Source organism: Streptomyces sp. NPDC111656, from assembly GCF_055656965.1.
Genome location: NZ_JBVKCA010000002.1, coordinates 34,842 through 49,612, shown reverse-complemented (window position 1 = coordinate 49,612; position 14,771 = coordinate 34,842). Strand labels below are relative to the sequence as shown.

At 70.5% G+C, this 14,771-nt stretch carries 15 protein-coding genes; 9 read left to right on the top strand and 6 right to left on the bottom strand.

Going from position 1 to position 14,771, the window contains the following annotated elements:
• Positions 1-96 precede the first annotated feature (96 nt).
• Positions 97-924 carry a lysozyme gene (locus ACZ7M3_RS05745; RefSeq protein WP_472061126.1) on the bottom strand — a complete coding sequence of 276 codons (828 nt, stop codon included), beginning with the start codon at positions 922-924 and terminating at the stop codon, positions 97-99.
• Between the two features lie 289 nt (positions 925-1,213).
• On the opposite strand from ACZ7M3_RS05745, the gene ACZ7M3_RS05740 reads away from it, so the two are divergent.
• Positions 1,214-1,732 carry a MarR family winged helix-turn-helix transcriptional regulator gene (locus ACZ7M3_RS05740; RefSeq protein WP_472061124.1) on the top strand — a complete coding sequence of 173 codons (519 nt, stop codon included), beginning with the start codon at positions 1,214-1,216 and terminating at the stop codon, positions 1,730-1,732.
• A 12-nt stretch (positions 1,733-1,744) separates the two neighbouring features.
• Positions 1,745-2,176, top strand: a complete 432-nt coding sequence (locus ACZ7M3_RS05735; protein ID WP_095852635.1) for a MarR family winged helix-turn-helix transcriptional regulator — start codon at positions 1,745-1,747, stop codon at positions 2,174-2,176.
• 36 nt (positions 2,177-2,212) lie between these two features.
• On the opposite strand, the gene ACZ7M3_RS05730 is transcribed toward ACZ7M3_RS05735, so the two are convergent.
• Positions 2,213-3,001, bottom strand: a complete 789-nt coding sequence (locus ACZ7M3_RS05730) for a protein phosphatase 2C domain-containing protein (protein WP_472061122.1) — start codon at positions 2,999-3,001, stop codon at positions 2,213-2,215.
• Positions 3,002-3,394: 393 nt separating this feature from the next.
• On the opposite strand from ACZ7M3_RS05730, the gene ACZ7M3_RS05725 reads away from it, so the two are divergent.
• Genes ACZ7M3_RS05725 through ACZ7M3_RS05705 form a run of 5 tightly spaced genes read left to right on the top strand, consistent with a single transcriptional unit; the run spans position 3,395 to position 9,063 of the window.
• Complete coding sequence (locus ACZ7M3_RS05725; RefSeq protein WP_472061120.1) at positions 3,395-6,226, top strand: sensor histidine kinase; 2,832 nt, start codon at positions 3,395-3,397, stop codon at positions 6,224-6,226.
• On the top strand, positions 6,223-6,726 hold the full coding sequence (locus ACZ7M3_RS05720) for a roadblock/LC7 domain-containing protein (protein ID WP_054236699.1): 504 nt from the start codon (positions 6,223-6,225) through the stop codon (positions 6,724-6,726). Before ACZ7M3_RS05725 ends, ACZ7M3_RS05720 begins: the two co-directional genes overlap by 4 nt.
• Positions 6,723-7,130, top strand: a complete 408-nt coding sequence (locus tag ACZ7M3_RS05715; protein WP_261688515.1) for a DUF742 domain-containing protein — start codon at positions 6,723-6,725, stop codon at positions 7,128-7,130. The genes ACZ7M3_RS05720 and ACZ7M3_RS05715 overlap by 4 nt, the downstream gene beginning before the upstream one ends.
• Entirely contained in the window at positions 7,111-7,785 is a 675-nt protein-coding gene (locus ACZ7M3_RS05710; RefSeq protein WP_079174117.1) for a GTP-binding protein, read from the top strand. Before ACZ7M3_RS05715 ends, ACZ7M3_RS05710 begins: the two co-directional genes overlap by 20 nt.
• 24 nt (positions 7,786-7,809) lie before the next feature.
• Positions 7,810-9,063 carry a styrene monooxygenase/indole monooxygenase family protein gene (locus ACZ7M3_RS05705; protein WP_472061118.1) on the top strand — a complete coding sequence of 418 codons (1,254 nt, stop codon included), beginning with the start codon at positions 7,810-7,812 and terminating at the stop codon, positions 9,061-9,063.
• Positions 9,064-9,132: 69 nt separating this feature from the next.
• Here ACZ7M3_RS05705 and ACZ7M3_RS05700 read toward each other — a convergent pair whose 3' ends face one another.
• The 4 genes from ACZ7M3_RS05700 to ACZ7M3_RS05685 form a co-directional block, all read right to left on the bottom strand.
• Positions 9,133-10,221, bottom strand: coding sequence for a C40 family peptidase (locus ACZ7M3_RS05700; RefSeq protein WP_472061116.1), 1,089 nt, complete (start codon positions 10,219-10,221; stop codon positions 9,133-9,135).
• Positions 10,222-10,323: 102 nt separating this feature from the next.
• Positions 10,324-10,632, bottom strand: coding sequence for a hypothetical protein (locus ACZ7M3_RS05695; RefSeq protein ID WP_472061114.1), 309 nt, complete (start codon positions 10,630-10,632; stop codon positions 10,324-10,326).
• 25 nt (positions 10,633-10,657) lie between these two features.
• The gene (locus ACZ7M3_RS05690) at positions 10,658-11,383 is read right to left on the bottom strand and encodes a TetR/AcrR family transcriptional regulator (protein ID WP_472061112.1); all 726 of its coding nucleotides are present in this window, start codon (positions 11,381-11,383) and stop codon (positions 10,658-10,660) included.
• Between the two features lie 208 nt (positions 11,384-11,591).
• On the bottom strand, positions 11,592-12,521 hold the full coding sequence (locus ACZ7M3_RS05685) for an AurF N-oxygenase family protein (RefSeq protein WP_472062157.1): 930 nt from the start codon (positions 12,519-12,521) through the stop codon (positions 11,592-11,594).
• A 150-nt stretch (positions 12,522-12,671) separates the two neighbouring features.
• Between ACZ7M3_RS05685 and ACZ7M3_RS05680 the strand changes: the two genes are divergently transcribed.
• Together ACZ7M3_RS05680 and ACZ7M3_RS05675 are read left to right on the top strand one after the other, a co-directional pair.
• Positions 12,672-13,778 carry a ferritin-like domain-containing protein gene (locus ACZ7M3_RS05680; protein WP_472061110.1) on the top strand — a complete coding sequence of 369 codons (1,107 nt, stop codon included), beginning with the start codon at positions 12,672-12,674 and terminating at the stop codon, positions 13,776-13,778.
• Positions 13,779-13,847: 69 nt separating this feature from the next.
• The gene (locus ACZ7M3_RS05675) at positions 13,848-14,756 is read left to right on the top strand and encodes an ADP-ribosylglycohydrolase family protein (protein ID WP_472061108.1); all 909 of its coding nucleotides are present in this window, start codon (positions 13,848-13,850) and stop codon (positions 14,754-14,756) included.
• The last annotated feature ends 15 nt before the right edge of the window (positions 14,757-14,771 follow it).

The following is a 14,771-nucleotide window of genomic DNA, read 5'->3' as shown; positions in this document are numbered from 1 at the left end:
GGCTGTCGGCCGACATTGGTCGTCTGAAATCTCAAGTCTGAAATCTGAAATCTGTCAGCCGTCAGATGCCAGCCGCCATCCGTCACCCGTCACCCGTCATCCGTTGGCCAGTGCCCGCACCCGGTCCAGCCCGCCGTTGAACTTGTCGTGGTCACCGACCGTCGGCCCGGACGACGTGTACTGCCAAATGGTGTAATACGACCACCCGGAAGGCAGCGTCCCCGGATCGGACGCATACCGCGCGATCCACAGCGGGTTGGCGGAGGCGAAGCCGCCGTAGTTGCCGGTGCAGTCGCTCCACCAGCTGGTGGCCGTGTAGATCACGGCGTCCCGGCCGGTGCGCGCCTTGTACTGGGCCAGGAAGCTGCTGATCCAGCTGACCATCGCGCTCTGCGTCTTGCCGTAGCAGGCGGCCCCATACGGGTTCCACTCGATGTCGAGCGTGCCCGGCAGTGTCCTGCCGTCGCCGGACCAGCCGCCGCCGTGGTCCACGAAGTAGTTGGCCTGGGTGGCGCCGCTCGTCGTGTCGGGGGTCGCGAAGTGGTACGCGCCGCGGATCATGCCGACGTTGTACGAGCCGTTGTACTGCTGGGCGAAGTAGGGGTTCGTGTAGTACGTCCCCTCGGTGGCCTTGGTGTAGGCCCACTTGACCCCGCTGCTCCACAGGGTCGACCAGGCGACGTTGCCCTGGTGGCCGCTGACGTCGACGCCTTCTGTCTGGGTGGCGTCACCGGTGTTGGGTGTGCCGGCCTGGCCGTCGTGCGCGAGGACGCCGATGCCCATGCGGGCGGAGCCCCGGGAGGGTGTGTCGGCGGCGGAGGAGGGTGGGGCGGAGAAGGCGGAGAAGAGGGAGAAGGCGGCGAGCAGGGTTCCCAGCGCGAGCAGGCGCAGGCGGTGGGGCGTTCCGGATCTGTGCACGGGCATGACGTGCCTCCGAAGGGCTCGATGGAGCCAGGTGGGGGGAATGGTGCGGACATGCGTGCCGTGTGTGGTGCGGGCATGCGCGCCGTGAGTGGGGGTCAGGTCCTCGTCGACCTGGCGGCGTGGGCATGCCACTGGGTGCCTGTTCACGAAGCTACGCACGGGGAGAACGCGCTGGGAAGAGGGGCCGTGGGCTGCCGTTGGTCTACGCCTGAGAAATACTGACGGAGCTGTGGCTATGGCCACCTTTGGCGGAAACTTTCAGAGTCGGGAAACCGGGTGAGGGGCAGACGTGCGCGAGGACAGGAACGGAGGCCGGCGTCCGGCCGGCCTCGACGGGTCGGGCCGGGGTGTGGACCAGCCCGCCGCGCACGGCGGCCCGGACCCGGAGTTCCTCTCCCTGGAGCGCGAGTTGACCGTGTTCCTGCGCCGTGCCCGCGCCAACCAGGGCGAGATGGCCCGCGAGGTCCATCCGGACCTGGAGTCCGCCGCGTACGGACTCCTCGTACGCCTCGACGAGTGCGGTCGCCAGCGTGCGACGGAGCTCGCCGCCTACATCGGCGTGGGCAAGGCCACCATGTCCCGCCAGCTGCGCGCCCTGGAGGAGCTCGGCCTCGTCGCCCGTGAGCCCGACCCCGCCGACGGCCGTGCCTGGCTCGTCCACCTCACCGAGGGGGGCCGCGGCCGGGTCGGCCAGGTGCGTGAGGCGCGGCGCGCCCGGTACGTGAACGAGCTCGCCCACTGGGATCCTCGCGAGGTCGCGGAGCTGGCGCGGCTGCTGCACCAGCTGAACCTCGGCATGGAGAAGTAGGAGGAGGCGGGCGTGGACCAGGAATTCCCCGCGCTGGAGCGGGAGCTGACCCTGCTGCTGCGGCGCGCCCGGGCCAGTTCCGGCGAGATGGCCCGCGAGGTCCACCCCGACCTGGAGTCCTCCGCGTACGGGCTCCTCTTCCGCCTCGACGAGTGCGGCCGCCAGCGCGCCACCGAGCTGGCCGCGTACATCGGCGTGGGCAAGGCCACGATGTCCCGTCAGCTCCATGCCCTGGAGGAGCTCGGTCTGGTCGCCCGTGAGCCCGACCCCGTCGACGGGCGTGCCTGGCTCGTCCGTCTCACGGACGAGGGCCGGCACCGGTTCCGTACGGTGCGGGAGGCGCGCCGGGCACGGTACGTCCGTGAACTCGCGGGCTGGGACCCGCACGAGGTCGCCGAACTGGCCCGGTTGCTCCACCAGCTGAACCGGGTCATGGAGAAGTAACACTCCGATCCGCCCCACTCACCACTCCACGAGGACTCACCACTCCACGAAGACCACCGTCGCGTCGTCGTGCGTCTTGCTCCGCCTCAGCCGTACCCGTGCCTCGGCGTCGGCCCGTTCCAGCGTCCGTACGCGGTCCACGAGGGACTGGGCGCCCTCCTTGCGGACGACGGTGAACAGACCGCCCCAGTCGCCCTCCCCGAACTTCTCCACCCATCGGGTCGCGCCGTCCGTCAGGGCGGCCAGGGCACGGACCTCGGCCCGGGACACGGTCCCCGTCACCGCCCGGGCCGCGACCGACGGATCGGCGGCGGCCGTGAAGAAGCCCCCCTCCTTGTTGCGGACGGTCGCGTCGGCGATCGCGTCCGAGGCGAGAGAGGCGCGGGGGACACGGGCGAGGCGGTCGTCCAGGACCGGTGTCACCTCGCCCGCGGGGGACTCCAGCAAAAGGGCCGAGTCCGAGAGGACCAGGTACTCGACGAGGTCGGCCGACCAGCGGGCGAGGACCACGGTTGCCTGGGGCGTGCGCGGGTGAGAAAGGTCACAGGTGCCGGAGTGGGCCTCGGACGTGCGCCGGATGGACCGGGAAAGGATCTCCGGCAAGGTCAGATCCCGGCGGGAAACGGACAGTTCGGTCAGGGCCCCGCCGAGGCGTGCGGAGAACCAGTGGACGGAATGCAGACAGCCGTCGTCGCCCGGCGGGGGAGTCACGCCGTCGAGGACGACCAGTGATCCTCCTTGTCCTGACGCCGGAAGGCCGACCGACGCGAAGTCCTCATTGGGGCGGGTCGGGTCACCCGGCTCGGATACGAGTTCGGTACGCATCCAGCCAGTCTGCACGAGCCCTTCACAAGGGACACGAAAGGCTGGCAACGGTCGCATGACCGGTGCGGACCAGCAGCTCAGCCGCCGGGTTTGGCATGGAATGATCGACTCCGGCAAGGCGTGGCGGCGAATACTGCCAAAGCGCGCCGCGGACGTCCAACCGGCCCGCCGCGCAAGGGGGCCGCACGCGCCAGAGGAACTTGCCCGCCAACTCCCGTCCGGGGTTCACTCCTTCGGGTGGCGGGCCGGACGATGCGGGACCACTGCCCACCGGCACTGGGAGGGTCGGGAGCCGATGGGACACCCCCTGCTCGAGCGAAGTCGAGAGCTTGGGGAGGGCGGACGCCCAGTTGACGGAACGTCACCCGGGCCCTTGGGGTACACGAGTCAGGAATGCGAGCACCGGTGCAGAAGATGCGGTCTCGGCGCACAGGTAAGCAGGCGGCTTCCGGAGCCGGGCAGTCGGCCTCCGAAGGGGGCGCGGAGCGCACGCCGGGTGCCGCGGGGCAGACCCCTGCGGGCAAGGGCCGCTCCGCTCACGTGCGCAATCGGCTGATCGTCGCCGTCGCGGTCGTCGCGGCCGCCATCGCCGGCGCCGGAGCCCCCACGGTCCTCGCGGCCTCCGAGCAGCTGAACGACTCCCAGAACCTGGTGACGCTCGCCGGGCGGACCCAGCAGGCGCTGACGCTCGCCCACGCGCTGGCCGACGAGCGCGACGAGGTCACCTCGTACATCGCCGCGGGCCGGTCGAAGTCCAAGGCGCCCTCCGAGCAGCGCAGCGCCCGGGTCGACCGGCAGGTCGACGAGGTGCGGGCGGACGAGGACGCGCCCGCCGTCCTCCTGAAGGACCTGGACGGCATCGGCACCGCCCGCAGAGCGGCGCTCACCGGCAAGAGCACCGCTCTCGAAGCGCACGAGGCGTACTCCGACGTCATCACCGAACTCCACGCCCTCGCCGAGGACCTGGCCGAGCAGCTGCCGACCCGCGCGGGCTCCGGCGCCCACGCCCTCGCCGAGCTGGACTCCGCGGTCCAGCAGTCCGCCGCCGCCCGCGGACTGCTCCTCGCGGCCCTCGACATCCCGCGCACCACCCAGACGGTCGTCAACCCCGTCACCGGCCTGGCGTCCACCATCAGCGGCTCGTCCCCCGCCGACACCAAGCAGCGCGACGCGCTCAGCGCCGCCGCCCAGCAGGCCCGGCTCCGCTCGGACGCGGCCCTCGCGGACTTCCGCGAGACGGCCCCCAAGGACGCCAAGGCCTCGTACGACTCCACGGTCACCGGACCCGACGTCACGACCGCGGACAAGTACCTCACCGAGCTCACCGACCAGCCGACGCTCTCCGACTCCGAGCTGGACTCCAGCACGAACAAGGTGGACGCGGCGCTCTCCGCCCGCGTCGAGCTGATGCGCGGCGCCGAGGCCTCGTTCTACGACCACCGCACCAAGGACCTGGAGCGGCTGCGGGACGACGACGTCACCGCGCTGGAGATCCGGATCGCCCTCATCGGCACCCTGCTGCTGGTCGCGGTAGGCGTCTCGATGGCCATGGCCCGTACGCTCACCCGCCCGCTGTCCGTACTGCGCCGGGGCTCGGCCCGCCTCGCCGCCGACCCGGGAGCGCAGGAGCCGGTGAAGTTCACCGGCCGCAACGACGAGTTCGCCCAGGTGGTCCGGTCCGTCAACGCGCTGCACGCGCACGCCGCCGCGCTCCACGAACGGCTGACCACCCTCGAAGCGGACCGCAAGCACCTCATCGGGCAGCGCCAGCTGATGGCCGACGAGCGCGACAGGCTGCGCGCGGAACTCGCCGACGCCGCGGCCCACCTGGAGCAGGTGCGCGGCACCATCCACGGCACCTTCGTCAACCTCGCGCTGCGCACCCTCGGCCTGGTCGAGCGGCAGCTCGGGGTCATCGAGGGACTGGAGGAGCGCGAGCAGGACCCGGACCGCCTGGGCACGCTCTTCAAGCTGGACCACTTCGCGACCGTCATGCGGCGCCACAGCGAGAACCTGCTCGTCCTCGCCGGCCACGAGCACGTCCAGCACCACGCGGGCCCCGTCCCGCTGGTCGACGTCGTACGGGCCGCGGTCAGCGAGATCGAGCGGTACGAGCGCGTCCGTATCGCCGTGCTGCCGCCGCATGCGCACCTCGCCGGGTTCGCCGCGGACGACCTCTCGCACCTGGTGGCCGAACTCCTGGAGAACGCCTCCTCGTTCTCGCCACCCGACCTGCCCGTCGAGGTCTCCGGCTGGCTGCTGGAGAACGGCGAGGTGATGCTCTCCGTGCAGGACGAGGGCATCGGCATGGCCGCCGACCGGATGGCCCAGCTCAACGCCCGCCTCTCCGAGTTCGACCCGGAGGACGCCTACGACCAGGAGAGCGGCGAGGGACTCGGACTCGGCCTGTACGTGGTGGCCCGGCTCGCCCACCGGCACGGCGTCCGCGTACAGCTGCGGGAGCAGAAGCAGGGCGGCACCGCGGCCGTGGTCGTCCTCCCCAAGACGCTGTTCGCGACCGCCCCCGCCGGCACGGTCCCCTCGGCCTCCCCGGTCGCCGGAGCCGCCCCCTCGGTCGTCCTCCCGGGCGCCGACGCGGAGGCCAACTCGAACGTGCTGCGCGGCCGTTCGGCCCTCACGGCACGGGGCCAGGCGAGCCCGGCCGTTCCCACCGCTCCCGTCGGTGACGAGGACCCGCTGATCGCCGCCGCGGAGGAGGCCGTACGAGCGGACGCCGCCGCGGAGGAGGTGGCCTACGTCCCCGAGCCGACGCCCTCCGAGACCACCATGGAGCTGCTGGCACCGCTGGTCCCGCCGGACGAGCCGGTGGCCCCGGCCCACCAGCCCGCGGTGCCCTCCGCCACTCCCGACCCCTACGCCATAGGCCCCGACTCCCACGAACGGGTGTCGGACGAGGAGACGGAGCGGGTCACCGACAAGGGACTGCCCAAGCGGACGCCGAAGATCTCGGCGCCCGCACCGGTTCCCCGGCCGCGCGTCGGTGGTGTGGACGCCGAGGCGCTGCGGCGCAGGCTCGGCGGCTTCCACCGGGGCGCGACGGAGGGCCGCCGCGACGTGGAGGCCGAGATCGCCGAACAGACGGCCCAGACGCCCACCCCGCACCACACCGCACGGAACACCGCGCAGGACCAAGCGCAGGACGCGGTGCGACAGCAGGACGCAGTAGACGCATCGGGGGGCACAGTCGAGGAGGCAAGCAGTTGACCGCGCCCAGTACCTTCGGCCTGAGCAGTGAAGCCCGCAATCTGCACTGGCTGCTGACGAACCTCGTCGAGGAGGTGCCGGGCCTCCAGTCGGTCGCGGTCGTCTCCTCCGACGGTCTGCTGCTGCTCTCCTCCGACCCCGGGAGGAACGCGGAGGCCCGCACCGGGGCGGAGGCGCGCCCCACCGGCCCCAAGGGATCCTCCGCGGACCTCGCCACCATCGTCTCCGGCATCGGCAGCCTCACCATCGGCGCCGCCAAGCTGATGGACGCGGGCGGGGTGAAACAGACGATGGTCGCGATGGACGAGGGCAGCCTCTTCGTCATGTCGATCAGCGACGGCTCGCTGCTCGGGGTGCACGGCGCCCCGGACTGCGACATGAGCGTGGTGGCGTACCACATGGCGCTGTTCGTCGGCCGCGCCGGGCACGTCCTGACGCCCGAACTCCGCAGCGAGCTACGCCAGTCACTCGAAGCCAAGCCGACGGGGAGTGCCCAGTGAGTTCTTCCTCCGCGCCCAAGCTCCCCATACGCGGCGGGGACCGCAAACCGGCCCGAGTGCGCCCGTACTCGCTCACCGGCGGCCGTACCCGTTTCGGGCACGTGCTGCTGGTCGAGACGTTCGTGGCGGCGATCGAGGCCCCCGAGGAGCGCAAGGAGCTGACCAACGGCTCCCTCGCGACCCGGGTGATGCCCGAGATGCAGGCCATCGTCGAACTCTGCCGCCGGATGCGTACGGTGGCCGAGATCGCCGCCCTCCTCAGGATGCCGCTGGGCGTGGTCCGCGTCCTCCTGAGCGACCTGGCGGACCAGGGAAAGATCCGTGTGTACGGAACAGGTCACGGCCCGGGACAGCCGGACCGCGCTCTGCTGGAAAGGGTGCTGAATGGACTCCGTCGTCTCTGAGGGTGCGCCGAGAACGGCCTCCCCCGCCTCGGCTCCGATGCCTCTGGCCCCGGTGCCGCTGCCCGAGTCCGACGAGAACCTCCAGGCCTGGCAGACCGACCGCACCCGCGCCCCGATCGCGACGAAGATCGTGGTGGCGGGCGGCTTCGGCGTGGGCAAGACCACGCTGGTGACCGCGGTCTCCGAGATCACGCCCCTCCAGACGGAGGCGCTGATGACCCAGGCCAGCGAGGAGACGGACGACCTCACCGGCACCCCGGACAAGGTGACCACGACCGTGGCCATGGACTTCGGCCGCATCACACTCGACGACGACCTGGTCCTGTACCTCTTCGGGACGCCGGGCCAGCAGCGGTTCTGGTTCATGTGGGACGACCTGGTGCGCGGCGCGATCGGCGCCGTGGTCCTCGCCGACACCCGCCGCCTCAAGGACTGCTTCCCGGCGCTCGACTACTTCGAGAGCTGCGGACTGCCGTACGTCGTCGCGGTCAACCACTTCGACGGCAGCGAGCGGTTCGACGCCGACGATGTGCGCGACGCCCTCACGGTGCCCCCACACATACCTGTCATGATCATGGACGCCAGGCGCCGGATCTCGGTCGTCGAGACCCTGCTCGCGCTGGTGGGGCACGCGCTCGACGCGAGCCCCGAATAAGACGTACACGGAGTGAGGACGCGCATGCGGAAGATACTCGTCGTCGGAGCCGGTCAGTCCGGACTCCAGCTTGCCCTCGGCCTCCAGTCGCACGGGTACGAGGTCACCCTGATGTCGAACCGGACGGCGGACGAGATCCGCACCGGCCGCGTCATGTCGACGCAGTGCATGTTCCACACGGCACTCCAGCACGAGCGCGATCTCCAGCTGAACTTCTGGGAGTCCCAGGCCCCGAAGATCGAAGGACTCGGCGTCTCGGTCGCCGCCCCCGGCTCGCACGACCCCGGTCCGACCCAGCGGGCCATCGACTGGGTGGGCCGGCTCGACGGCTACGCGCAGTCGGTCGACCAGCGGGTGAAGATGGCCGGCTGGATGGAGACGTTCGCGCAGCGCGGCGGCCAACTGGTCATCCATGGCGCGGCGGTCTCCGACCTGGACTACTTCGCCCGTACGTACGACCTGGTCCTGGTGTCGGCGGGCAAGGGCGAGCTGGTCTCCATGTTCGGCCGGGACGCCGCCCGTTCCCCGTACGCGCAGCCGCAGCGCGCCCTCGCCGTCGCCTACGTCCACGGTCTGGGCCCGCGCCCCGAGCACCCCGACTACGACGCGGTCCGCTGCAACCTGGTCCCCGGCGTCGGCGAGCTCTTCGTCATGCCGACCCTCACCACCACCGGCCGTGCGGACATCCTCTTCTGGGAGGGCATACCCGGCGGCCCGGTCGACGCCTTCAACGGCATCAAGGACCCTGCCGAACACCTCTCCCTGACCCTGGAACTCATGGAGAAGTTCGTGCCGTGGGAGTACGCCCGGGCCACCAAGGTCGAACTCACCGACGCCAACGGAACACTGTCCGGACGGTACGCCCCCACCGTCCGCAACCCGATCGGCCGCCTCCCCGGCGGCGGCCTGGTCCTGGGCGTCGCCGACGTGGTCGTCGCCAACGACCCGATCACCGGCCAGGGCTCCAACTCCGCCTCCAAGTGCGCGGCGGCGTACCTCGGCGCGATCCTCGAGCACGAGGACAAGGAGTTCGACGAGGCGTGGATGCGGTCCGCGTTCGACCGGTACTGGGACACGGCCCAGCACGTGACGAAGTGGACGAACGCCATGCTGGGCGTGCCGCCGGAGCACGTCCTCAATCTGATCGGGGCCGGGGGGCAGATTCCGGCGGTGGCGCATCGTTTCGCCAATGGGTTCAACGACCCGGCGGACTTCGAGAACTTCTTCTATGAGCCGGAGAAGACGCAGGCGTACCTGGCTTCCGTGACGGGGGCCTGAGCCTCTCCTTCCGGGTGCGGGGGGTCCGTGGCTGGTCGCGCGGTTCCCCGCGCCCCTCAGGGGGCGCCCCTATCGGGACGCGAGCTTCGGCGGTGTGTAGTGCCGCAGGGTCTTTCCGTCCGGGTCCGGGCGGACGGCTCCGAGCAACGGGTTGGCGGCGATGGGGGAGACCTTGACGTCGGTTCCCGGTCTCGGGGCCTGCACGACCAGGCCGTCCCCCAGATACAGGGCGACATGGGTGGCCTCGGGGAAGTAGATCACCAGATCCCCGGGGCGAAGCTCGCTCAGCGGAATGTGGGGCAACTGGGCCCATTGCTCCTGGCTGGTCCGGGGGATGGTCCGCCCGGCGTGCTCCCAGGCCTGCGAAGTGAGCCCCGAGCAGTCGTACGCCCCGGGACCCGCGGCCCCCCACACGTACGGCTTCCCGATCTGCTCCACGGCGTAGCGCGCCGCCTTCTCGCCCTCCCGCGTGGGCGGCCGCGCACTGCTGAGCGCCCCTGACGCCACGAACTTCTGCTGCGCCTCGGTGACTCCCGACTTCTCCAGTTGGGCGAGCTCGGCGATCTGGCCGGTGCTGAGCGAGGCGAGCAGCACCTCGACGTCCTTGAGCCGCCCCCGCACCTCGTCGCGCTCCTTCTTCTGCCGTTCGGCGAGGGCGAGTTGATCGTCGAGCGCCTTGCGCGCCTTCCGTGCGAGAGCGTCGGTCCTGCGCTCCGTCCCCTGCAGCCGGTCGACGGTCTCGACCCGCTCCTGCGCCAGCTGCCCGATCACGTGTCCCTCGTCCAGGGCGTGCTGCGGATCACGGGCGAGCAGCAGCCGTACGTACGACGAGATCTCGCCGCTGTTCTGATACTGCTGCCGGGCGAGCCGCCCCGCCGCCGCGCGGCTGTCGTGCAGCGAGATGCGGGACTTGGCGAGGTTTCCGTCGAGCCGGGCGACCTCGGCCTTCTGTTTCTTCAGCTTCTCCGCCGTGGCGTTGTACGTCTCGGTGGCGCGCTCGGCGTCCTGGTAAAGCTGCTGAAGATCCGTCAGCAACCGGGTCACGGACCGCTTTTCGGCCCCGGGATCCGGCACGGCAACCACCGCCGGCGCGGCGGCCAGCAGTACCCCCGACGCCATCGCGGCCGTACAAGCCAGACGCACAAGCCTTCCTGACACGTCATCACCTCCGGTGCCGAGGTGGTACCTCCACCTCGCACCGGCAGGATCAGGGAGGCGCATCCCGAGTGCGCGCCCACTGACCGGTTCGGCCCAAGAATCTCACTCGTCGGCGTGGGACTCCGGCGTGGCTCCCGTACTCCTGTCGCCGGGCTTGGACCAGGGCCACCTGCGCCCGCTCCCCGCGTCACCCGAGGGGTCGTACGCGTACTTCCACGCCTGATGCAGCCCCAGTCGTCTGCTCACCCGCGCCTGGACCCGCCGGTAGACGAGCACGGTCGGCGGGCCGCCGTCGGCATCCGGAACCGGAATCCGGTACACCTTCGGCGGGTGTCCGGTCAGACCGAGCAGGACGGGCAGCACACGCCCGTCCAGCGGGCCGCCCTCGAAGGGGGTGTCTTCGCTCTTCACGGCACCAGTGTCACAAACGCACGTGTCACAGCAGCCGCGCGGCGTCACCGATCACCGGAAGAACCGCCCGGGCCAGCTTCCCCAGGGCCCCTTCCCGCCCCTCCAGGACGAGCGCGGCCCGCACCACGCCGGCGGTCTGCGGATCACGTCCGGCACTGGCCACGAGCATCGCCACGAACTGCTCCACGAGCCAGTCCCGCAGCTCGTCCAACGGCGGCTCCTTGCCCCCGTCCAGCCAGCTCAGCGAGGCGCCCTCCACCGCCGTGATCCACATCCGCACGGTCATCCGCAGCCGTCGCCCCGGATCCTTCACGCCCAGATGATCCAGAATGTGCTCCGCCGCCGCCCGCCGCACGCCGTCCACTATGGCCGTCGTCCTGGAGGTCTCGACGACACTGCCTCCCTGAAGCAGGGCGGTGAACCCGGCGTCGTGCTGGTCCACGAACGCCAGGTACCGATCCAGAGCCCGGGCCAGCCGCTCGCTCAACGGCCCCTCGGGGGGCTCCGCGAAGCAGTGCTCCAGATCCTCCGCGGCGGACCGCAGGGCAGCCTCGTACAGCTGCTGCTTGCCGCCCGGGAAGTACCGGTACACAAGAGGCCGTGAGACGCCCGCCGCCTCCGCCACGTCGTCGAGCGAGACCTCCTCGGGTGCCCGGTGCGCGAAGAGGGACAGTGCCGCTTCGAGGAGCTGCGAGCGTCGCTCCTCGACACTCAGCCGGCGGTATGCGGGGGTGGGAGCCTGCGAGGTCATATCGGCAGCGTAACGGCCAGGACACGAGCCCCCGCTCACCCGCAGCCGCCGGACTGCGCAAGGGGCCGTGGCGGTACGTCGCAAGCCCGTCGCTTACGTTCGGATCGAGCAGCGGCTCCCTTGCCCGGCCCACGTCTGATCCGGCGGCGACGGGCTCGACGTACCGCCACGGCCCCGACCCACCCCCGATCCCGCAGGCGTCCCGCCCTCAGGCCAGCAGCCCCGACGCCTTCCACAGCCGCCGCCCGACCCCCCGCAGCACCCCGATGTCGTCCAGGAAGTCCGTCAGTCGCTTGGCGCCGGTCTGCATGACCTCCCGCCGGTGCCCGCTCGCCCGCACCTGCGCCACGGCCTCCCGCTGGTCGAGGCCGACGTTCGTGTAGACCTCGGGATTGACGAAGGCGACGGAGAAGATCCGGGCGAACTCCCCCGACGTCACCCGAGTGAACTCCTGCGACCACCGCGGCGCCGTCACCATCTGCCGCCGCAGCTCCTCCCGCGCGTACCGCACGTGCCGCGCCTCCTCCACCACGTGGATGCGCGTGACCCCCCGGACCAGGCTCTGCACCCGCTCGTCCGGAAAGGTCAGCCGCTGCATCCAGTCGAGGATCTCCTCGCCGAGCAGAGTCGCCGTGAAGGACCCGGGCGTGGTCGAGATGGTCTTGAAGACCCGCCCCAGATTCAGATGCGTCCGGCTCACCGGGTAGTACGGCGTTCCACCGCGCGAGATCAGCCGGGCGAACATCTTCGAGTGCCGGCACTCGTCCTCGATCTCGGTCAGCGCATAGCGCACATGCGCACTCGTCGCCGCCTTGTCGTAAATGTGCCGCACCAGCAACTGCATCAGGATGATCTCGAACCAGATCCCCAGCGAAGCCAGCGCGGCGGACTCGTGGTGCGAGAGCAGAATCCGCTGCTCCTCGCCCATCCGCTTCCACAGCGGGGTGTCGTACAGCGACACCAGCTCCGGCGGCCAGAACCACTTGCCCTCCTCGAACGGCGCGTCCCAGTCCAGCTCCTTGTCCGGGTCGAAGGAGTGCTTGGCGGAGGAGTCGAGCAGCCGCTCGGCGACCTGCTCCCGGTCCTTGAGCAGACCGAGCGCATCGCGCAGCGCATCCACTTCCGTCACGGTCGTCATGGCTGTTCCCACCTCGTCGTACGGGATCCAGTACGGCATCCATCCGGGTTACCGACGGTCACGACTTATGAGACTGCTTGTCAGCAAGCTCGTCAATCCCTTGCGCGCGACTTGTTGACGACGCGTCTACCTCGTGTGAGCCTGCGATGTATGCCGACGCACGAGCTGTACGCCAAGGACCCGGGAGACCCCCTCTGGCAGGTACCGGCCTCAGGGGCGGCACGCTTCAGCTGGGAGTACGACGACGGTCGCGACCGACTCCTCGCCCTGTACCAGAAGGGCAAGGACAAACAGTGGGACGGCCAGAAGAGAATCGACTGGGACCTGGAGGTCGACCCCTACGACCCCCTCGGTACCCCCGACGAGTCGATGACCCTCTACGGGACCCCGCACTGGGCGAAGATGACCGACCGGGACAAGGGTGAGCTGCGCAAGCACTACGCGTCCTGGCAGTTCAGCCAGTTCCTGCACGGTGAGCAGGGGGCCATGGTCTGCGCCGCGCGCATCGTCGAGTCGGTCCCCGACCTCGACGCGAAGTTCTACTCGGCCACCCAGACCATGGACGAGGCCCGCCACGCCGAGATCTACGCCCGCTTCCTGCAGGAGAAGATCGGGATGCTCTACCCGATCAACGACAACCTGCAGTCCCTCCTCGGCGACACCCTCCGGGACTCCCGCTGGGACATGCCGTACCTCGGGATGCAGGTCCTCATAGAGGGTCTGGCCCTGGCGGCCTTCGGCATGATCAGGGACACCACCGACAAGCCCCTCCCCAAGCAGATCCTCGCGTACGTGATGCAGGACGAGGCCCGCCATGTCGCCTTCGGCCGGATGGCGCTGCGCGACTACTACACGCAACTCTCCGACGCCGAACTCCGCGAGCGCGAGGAATTCGTCATCGAGGGCTGCTACTTGATGCGGGACCGGCTGCGCGGCGTCGAGGTCCTGGAGAATTTCGGCATCCCGAAGGTCGAGGCCGAGGAATACAGCGAGCAGTCCGAATTCCTGCGCCTCTTCCGCCAGTTGCTGTTCAGTCGCATCGTCCCGTGCGTCAAGGACATCGGCCTGTGGGGCGAACGCCTCCAGCGGGCCTACGTCGACATGGGCGTCTTCGAGATGGGCGACTCCAACCTCGACCTGCTGATGGCCCAGGACGAGGAGGTGGCCGAGCGGTTGGACGCGGAGCGGTTCGCGGCGGAGGAGAAGGAACGGGTGGCGGAGGTGGAGGAGATGATCGAGAAGGGCGAGGGCTCGTAAGGCGGACCGCCGGAAACGGCCCGCTCAAACACGCGTGCGCGGGCCCACCCCGACCGTCATGCTCACACCATGACAGCCACCCCGAACCCCGGTTTCTCCCCGCACGTCCTGGCCCGCCGGAGCCTGGAGGGCCTGGCCCTGGGCGACGCCTTCGGCGAACGCTGGTTCCCCCTCTTCCGGGACCGCCCTCAGGCGTACGAGGAGATCCGCGCCCGGCGCACCCCCGAGGAACCCGACTGGCACTGGACGGATGACACGGCGATGGCACTAGGCATCCTCCGTGTCCTCGACGAACACGGTGAGATCCGGCAACCGGAACTGGCCCAGGCCTTCGCCCTCGGCTACGACGCCGACCCGGCCCGGGGCTACGGCTACGGCATGCACCAACTGCTCCCGCGCCTCCTCCAGGAGCCGGACCGCTGGGCGGAACTGGCGCGCGGACTCTTCGACGGCGAGGGCAGCCTCGGTAACGGCGCGGCGATGCGGGTGGCTCCGTTGGGCGCCTGGTTCCGGCGCGACCTGCGGCTGGTGATCGCACAGGCGACGCTGTCGGCGGAGGTGACCCACGCCCACGCGGAGGGCATCGCGGGCGCGGTGGCGGTGGCCGTCGCGGCGGCGCTGTCCACCCGTCGGGACCTGAATATCCACACGGTGGTGGAGGCCACGCCCGACAGCGCCGTACGCGAGGGGCTGCGGCGTGCCGGGAGCCTCCCCTTCACCACCGAACCCTGGAAGGCCGCGGACATCCTCGGCAACGGCCAACGTGTCCGCGCCGACGACACCGTTCCCTTCGCCGTCTGGTGCGCCGCCCGTCACCCCGACGACCTGACCTCGGCCCTGTGGAGCACGGCGGAGGGCTTCGGCGACGTCGACACGACCTGCGCCATCACGGGCGGCATCGTGGGCGCCCGGACAGGAGTGGGGCACGTACCCCAGGAATGGCTGAGCCGCCGCGAGGCGGTGCCGGGCGCCGCCTAGGCCGCGCCGGGTACT

Excerpts from the sequence above, each read along its gene's own strand:
- ACZ7M3_RS05710 (WP_079174117.1), top strand. The coding sequence starts at position 7,111 with ATGGACTCCGTCGTCTCTGAGGGTGCGCCGAGAACGGCCTCCCCCGCC.
- ACZ7M3_RS05680 (WP_472061110.1), top strand. The coding sequence starts at position 12,672 with ATGCCGACGCACGAGCTGTACGCCAAGGACCCGGGAGACCCCCTCTGG.
- ACZ7M3_RS05730 (WP_472061122.1), bottom strand. The coding sequence starts at position 3,001 with ATGCGTACCGAACTCGTATCCGAGCCGGGTGACCCGACCCGCCCCAAT.
- ACZ7M3_RS05745 (WP_472061126.1), bottom strand. The coding sequence starts at position 924 with ATGCCCGTGCACAGATCCGGAACGCCCCACCGCCTGCGCCTGCTCGCG.
- ACZ7M3_RS05690 (WP_472061112.1), bottom strand. The coding sequence starts at position 11,383 with ATGACCTCGCAGGCTCCCACCCCCGCATACCGCCGGCTGAGTGTCGAG.
- ACZ7M3_RS05725 (WP_472061120.1), top strand. The coding sequence starts at position 3,395 with ATGCGAGCACCGGTGCAGAAGATGCGGTCTCGGCGCACAGGTAAGCAG.
- ACZ7M3_RS05705 (WP_472061118.1), top strand. The coding sequence starts at position 7,810 with ATGCGGAAGATACTCGTCGTCGGAGCCGGTCAGTCCGGACTCCAGCTT.
- ACZ7M3_RS05675 (WP_472061108.1), top strand. The coding sequence starts at position 13,848 with ATGACAGCCACCCCGAACCCCGGTTTCTCCCCGCACGTCCTGGCCCGC.
- ACZ7M3_RS05685 (WP_472062157.1), bottom strand. The coding sequence starts at position 12,521 with ATGACGACCGTGACGGAAGTGGATGCGCTGCGCGATGCGCTCGGTCTG.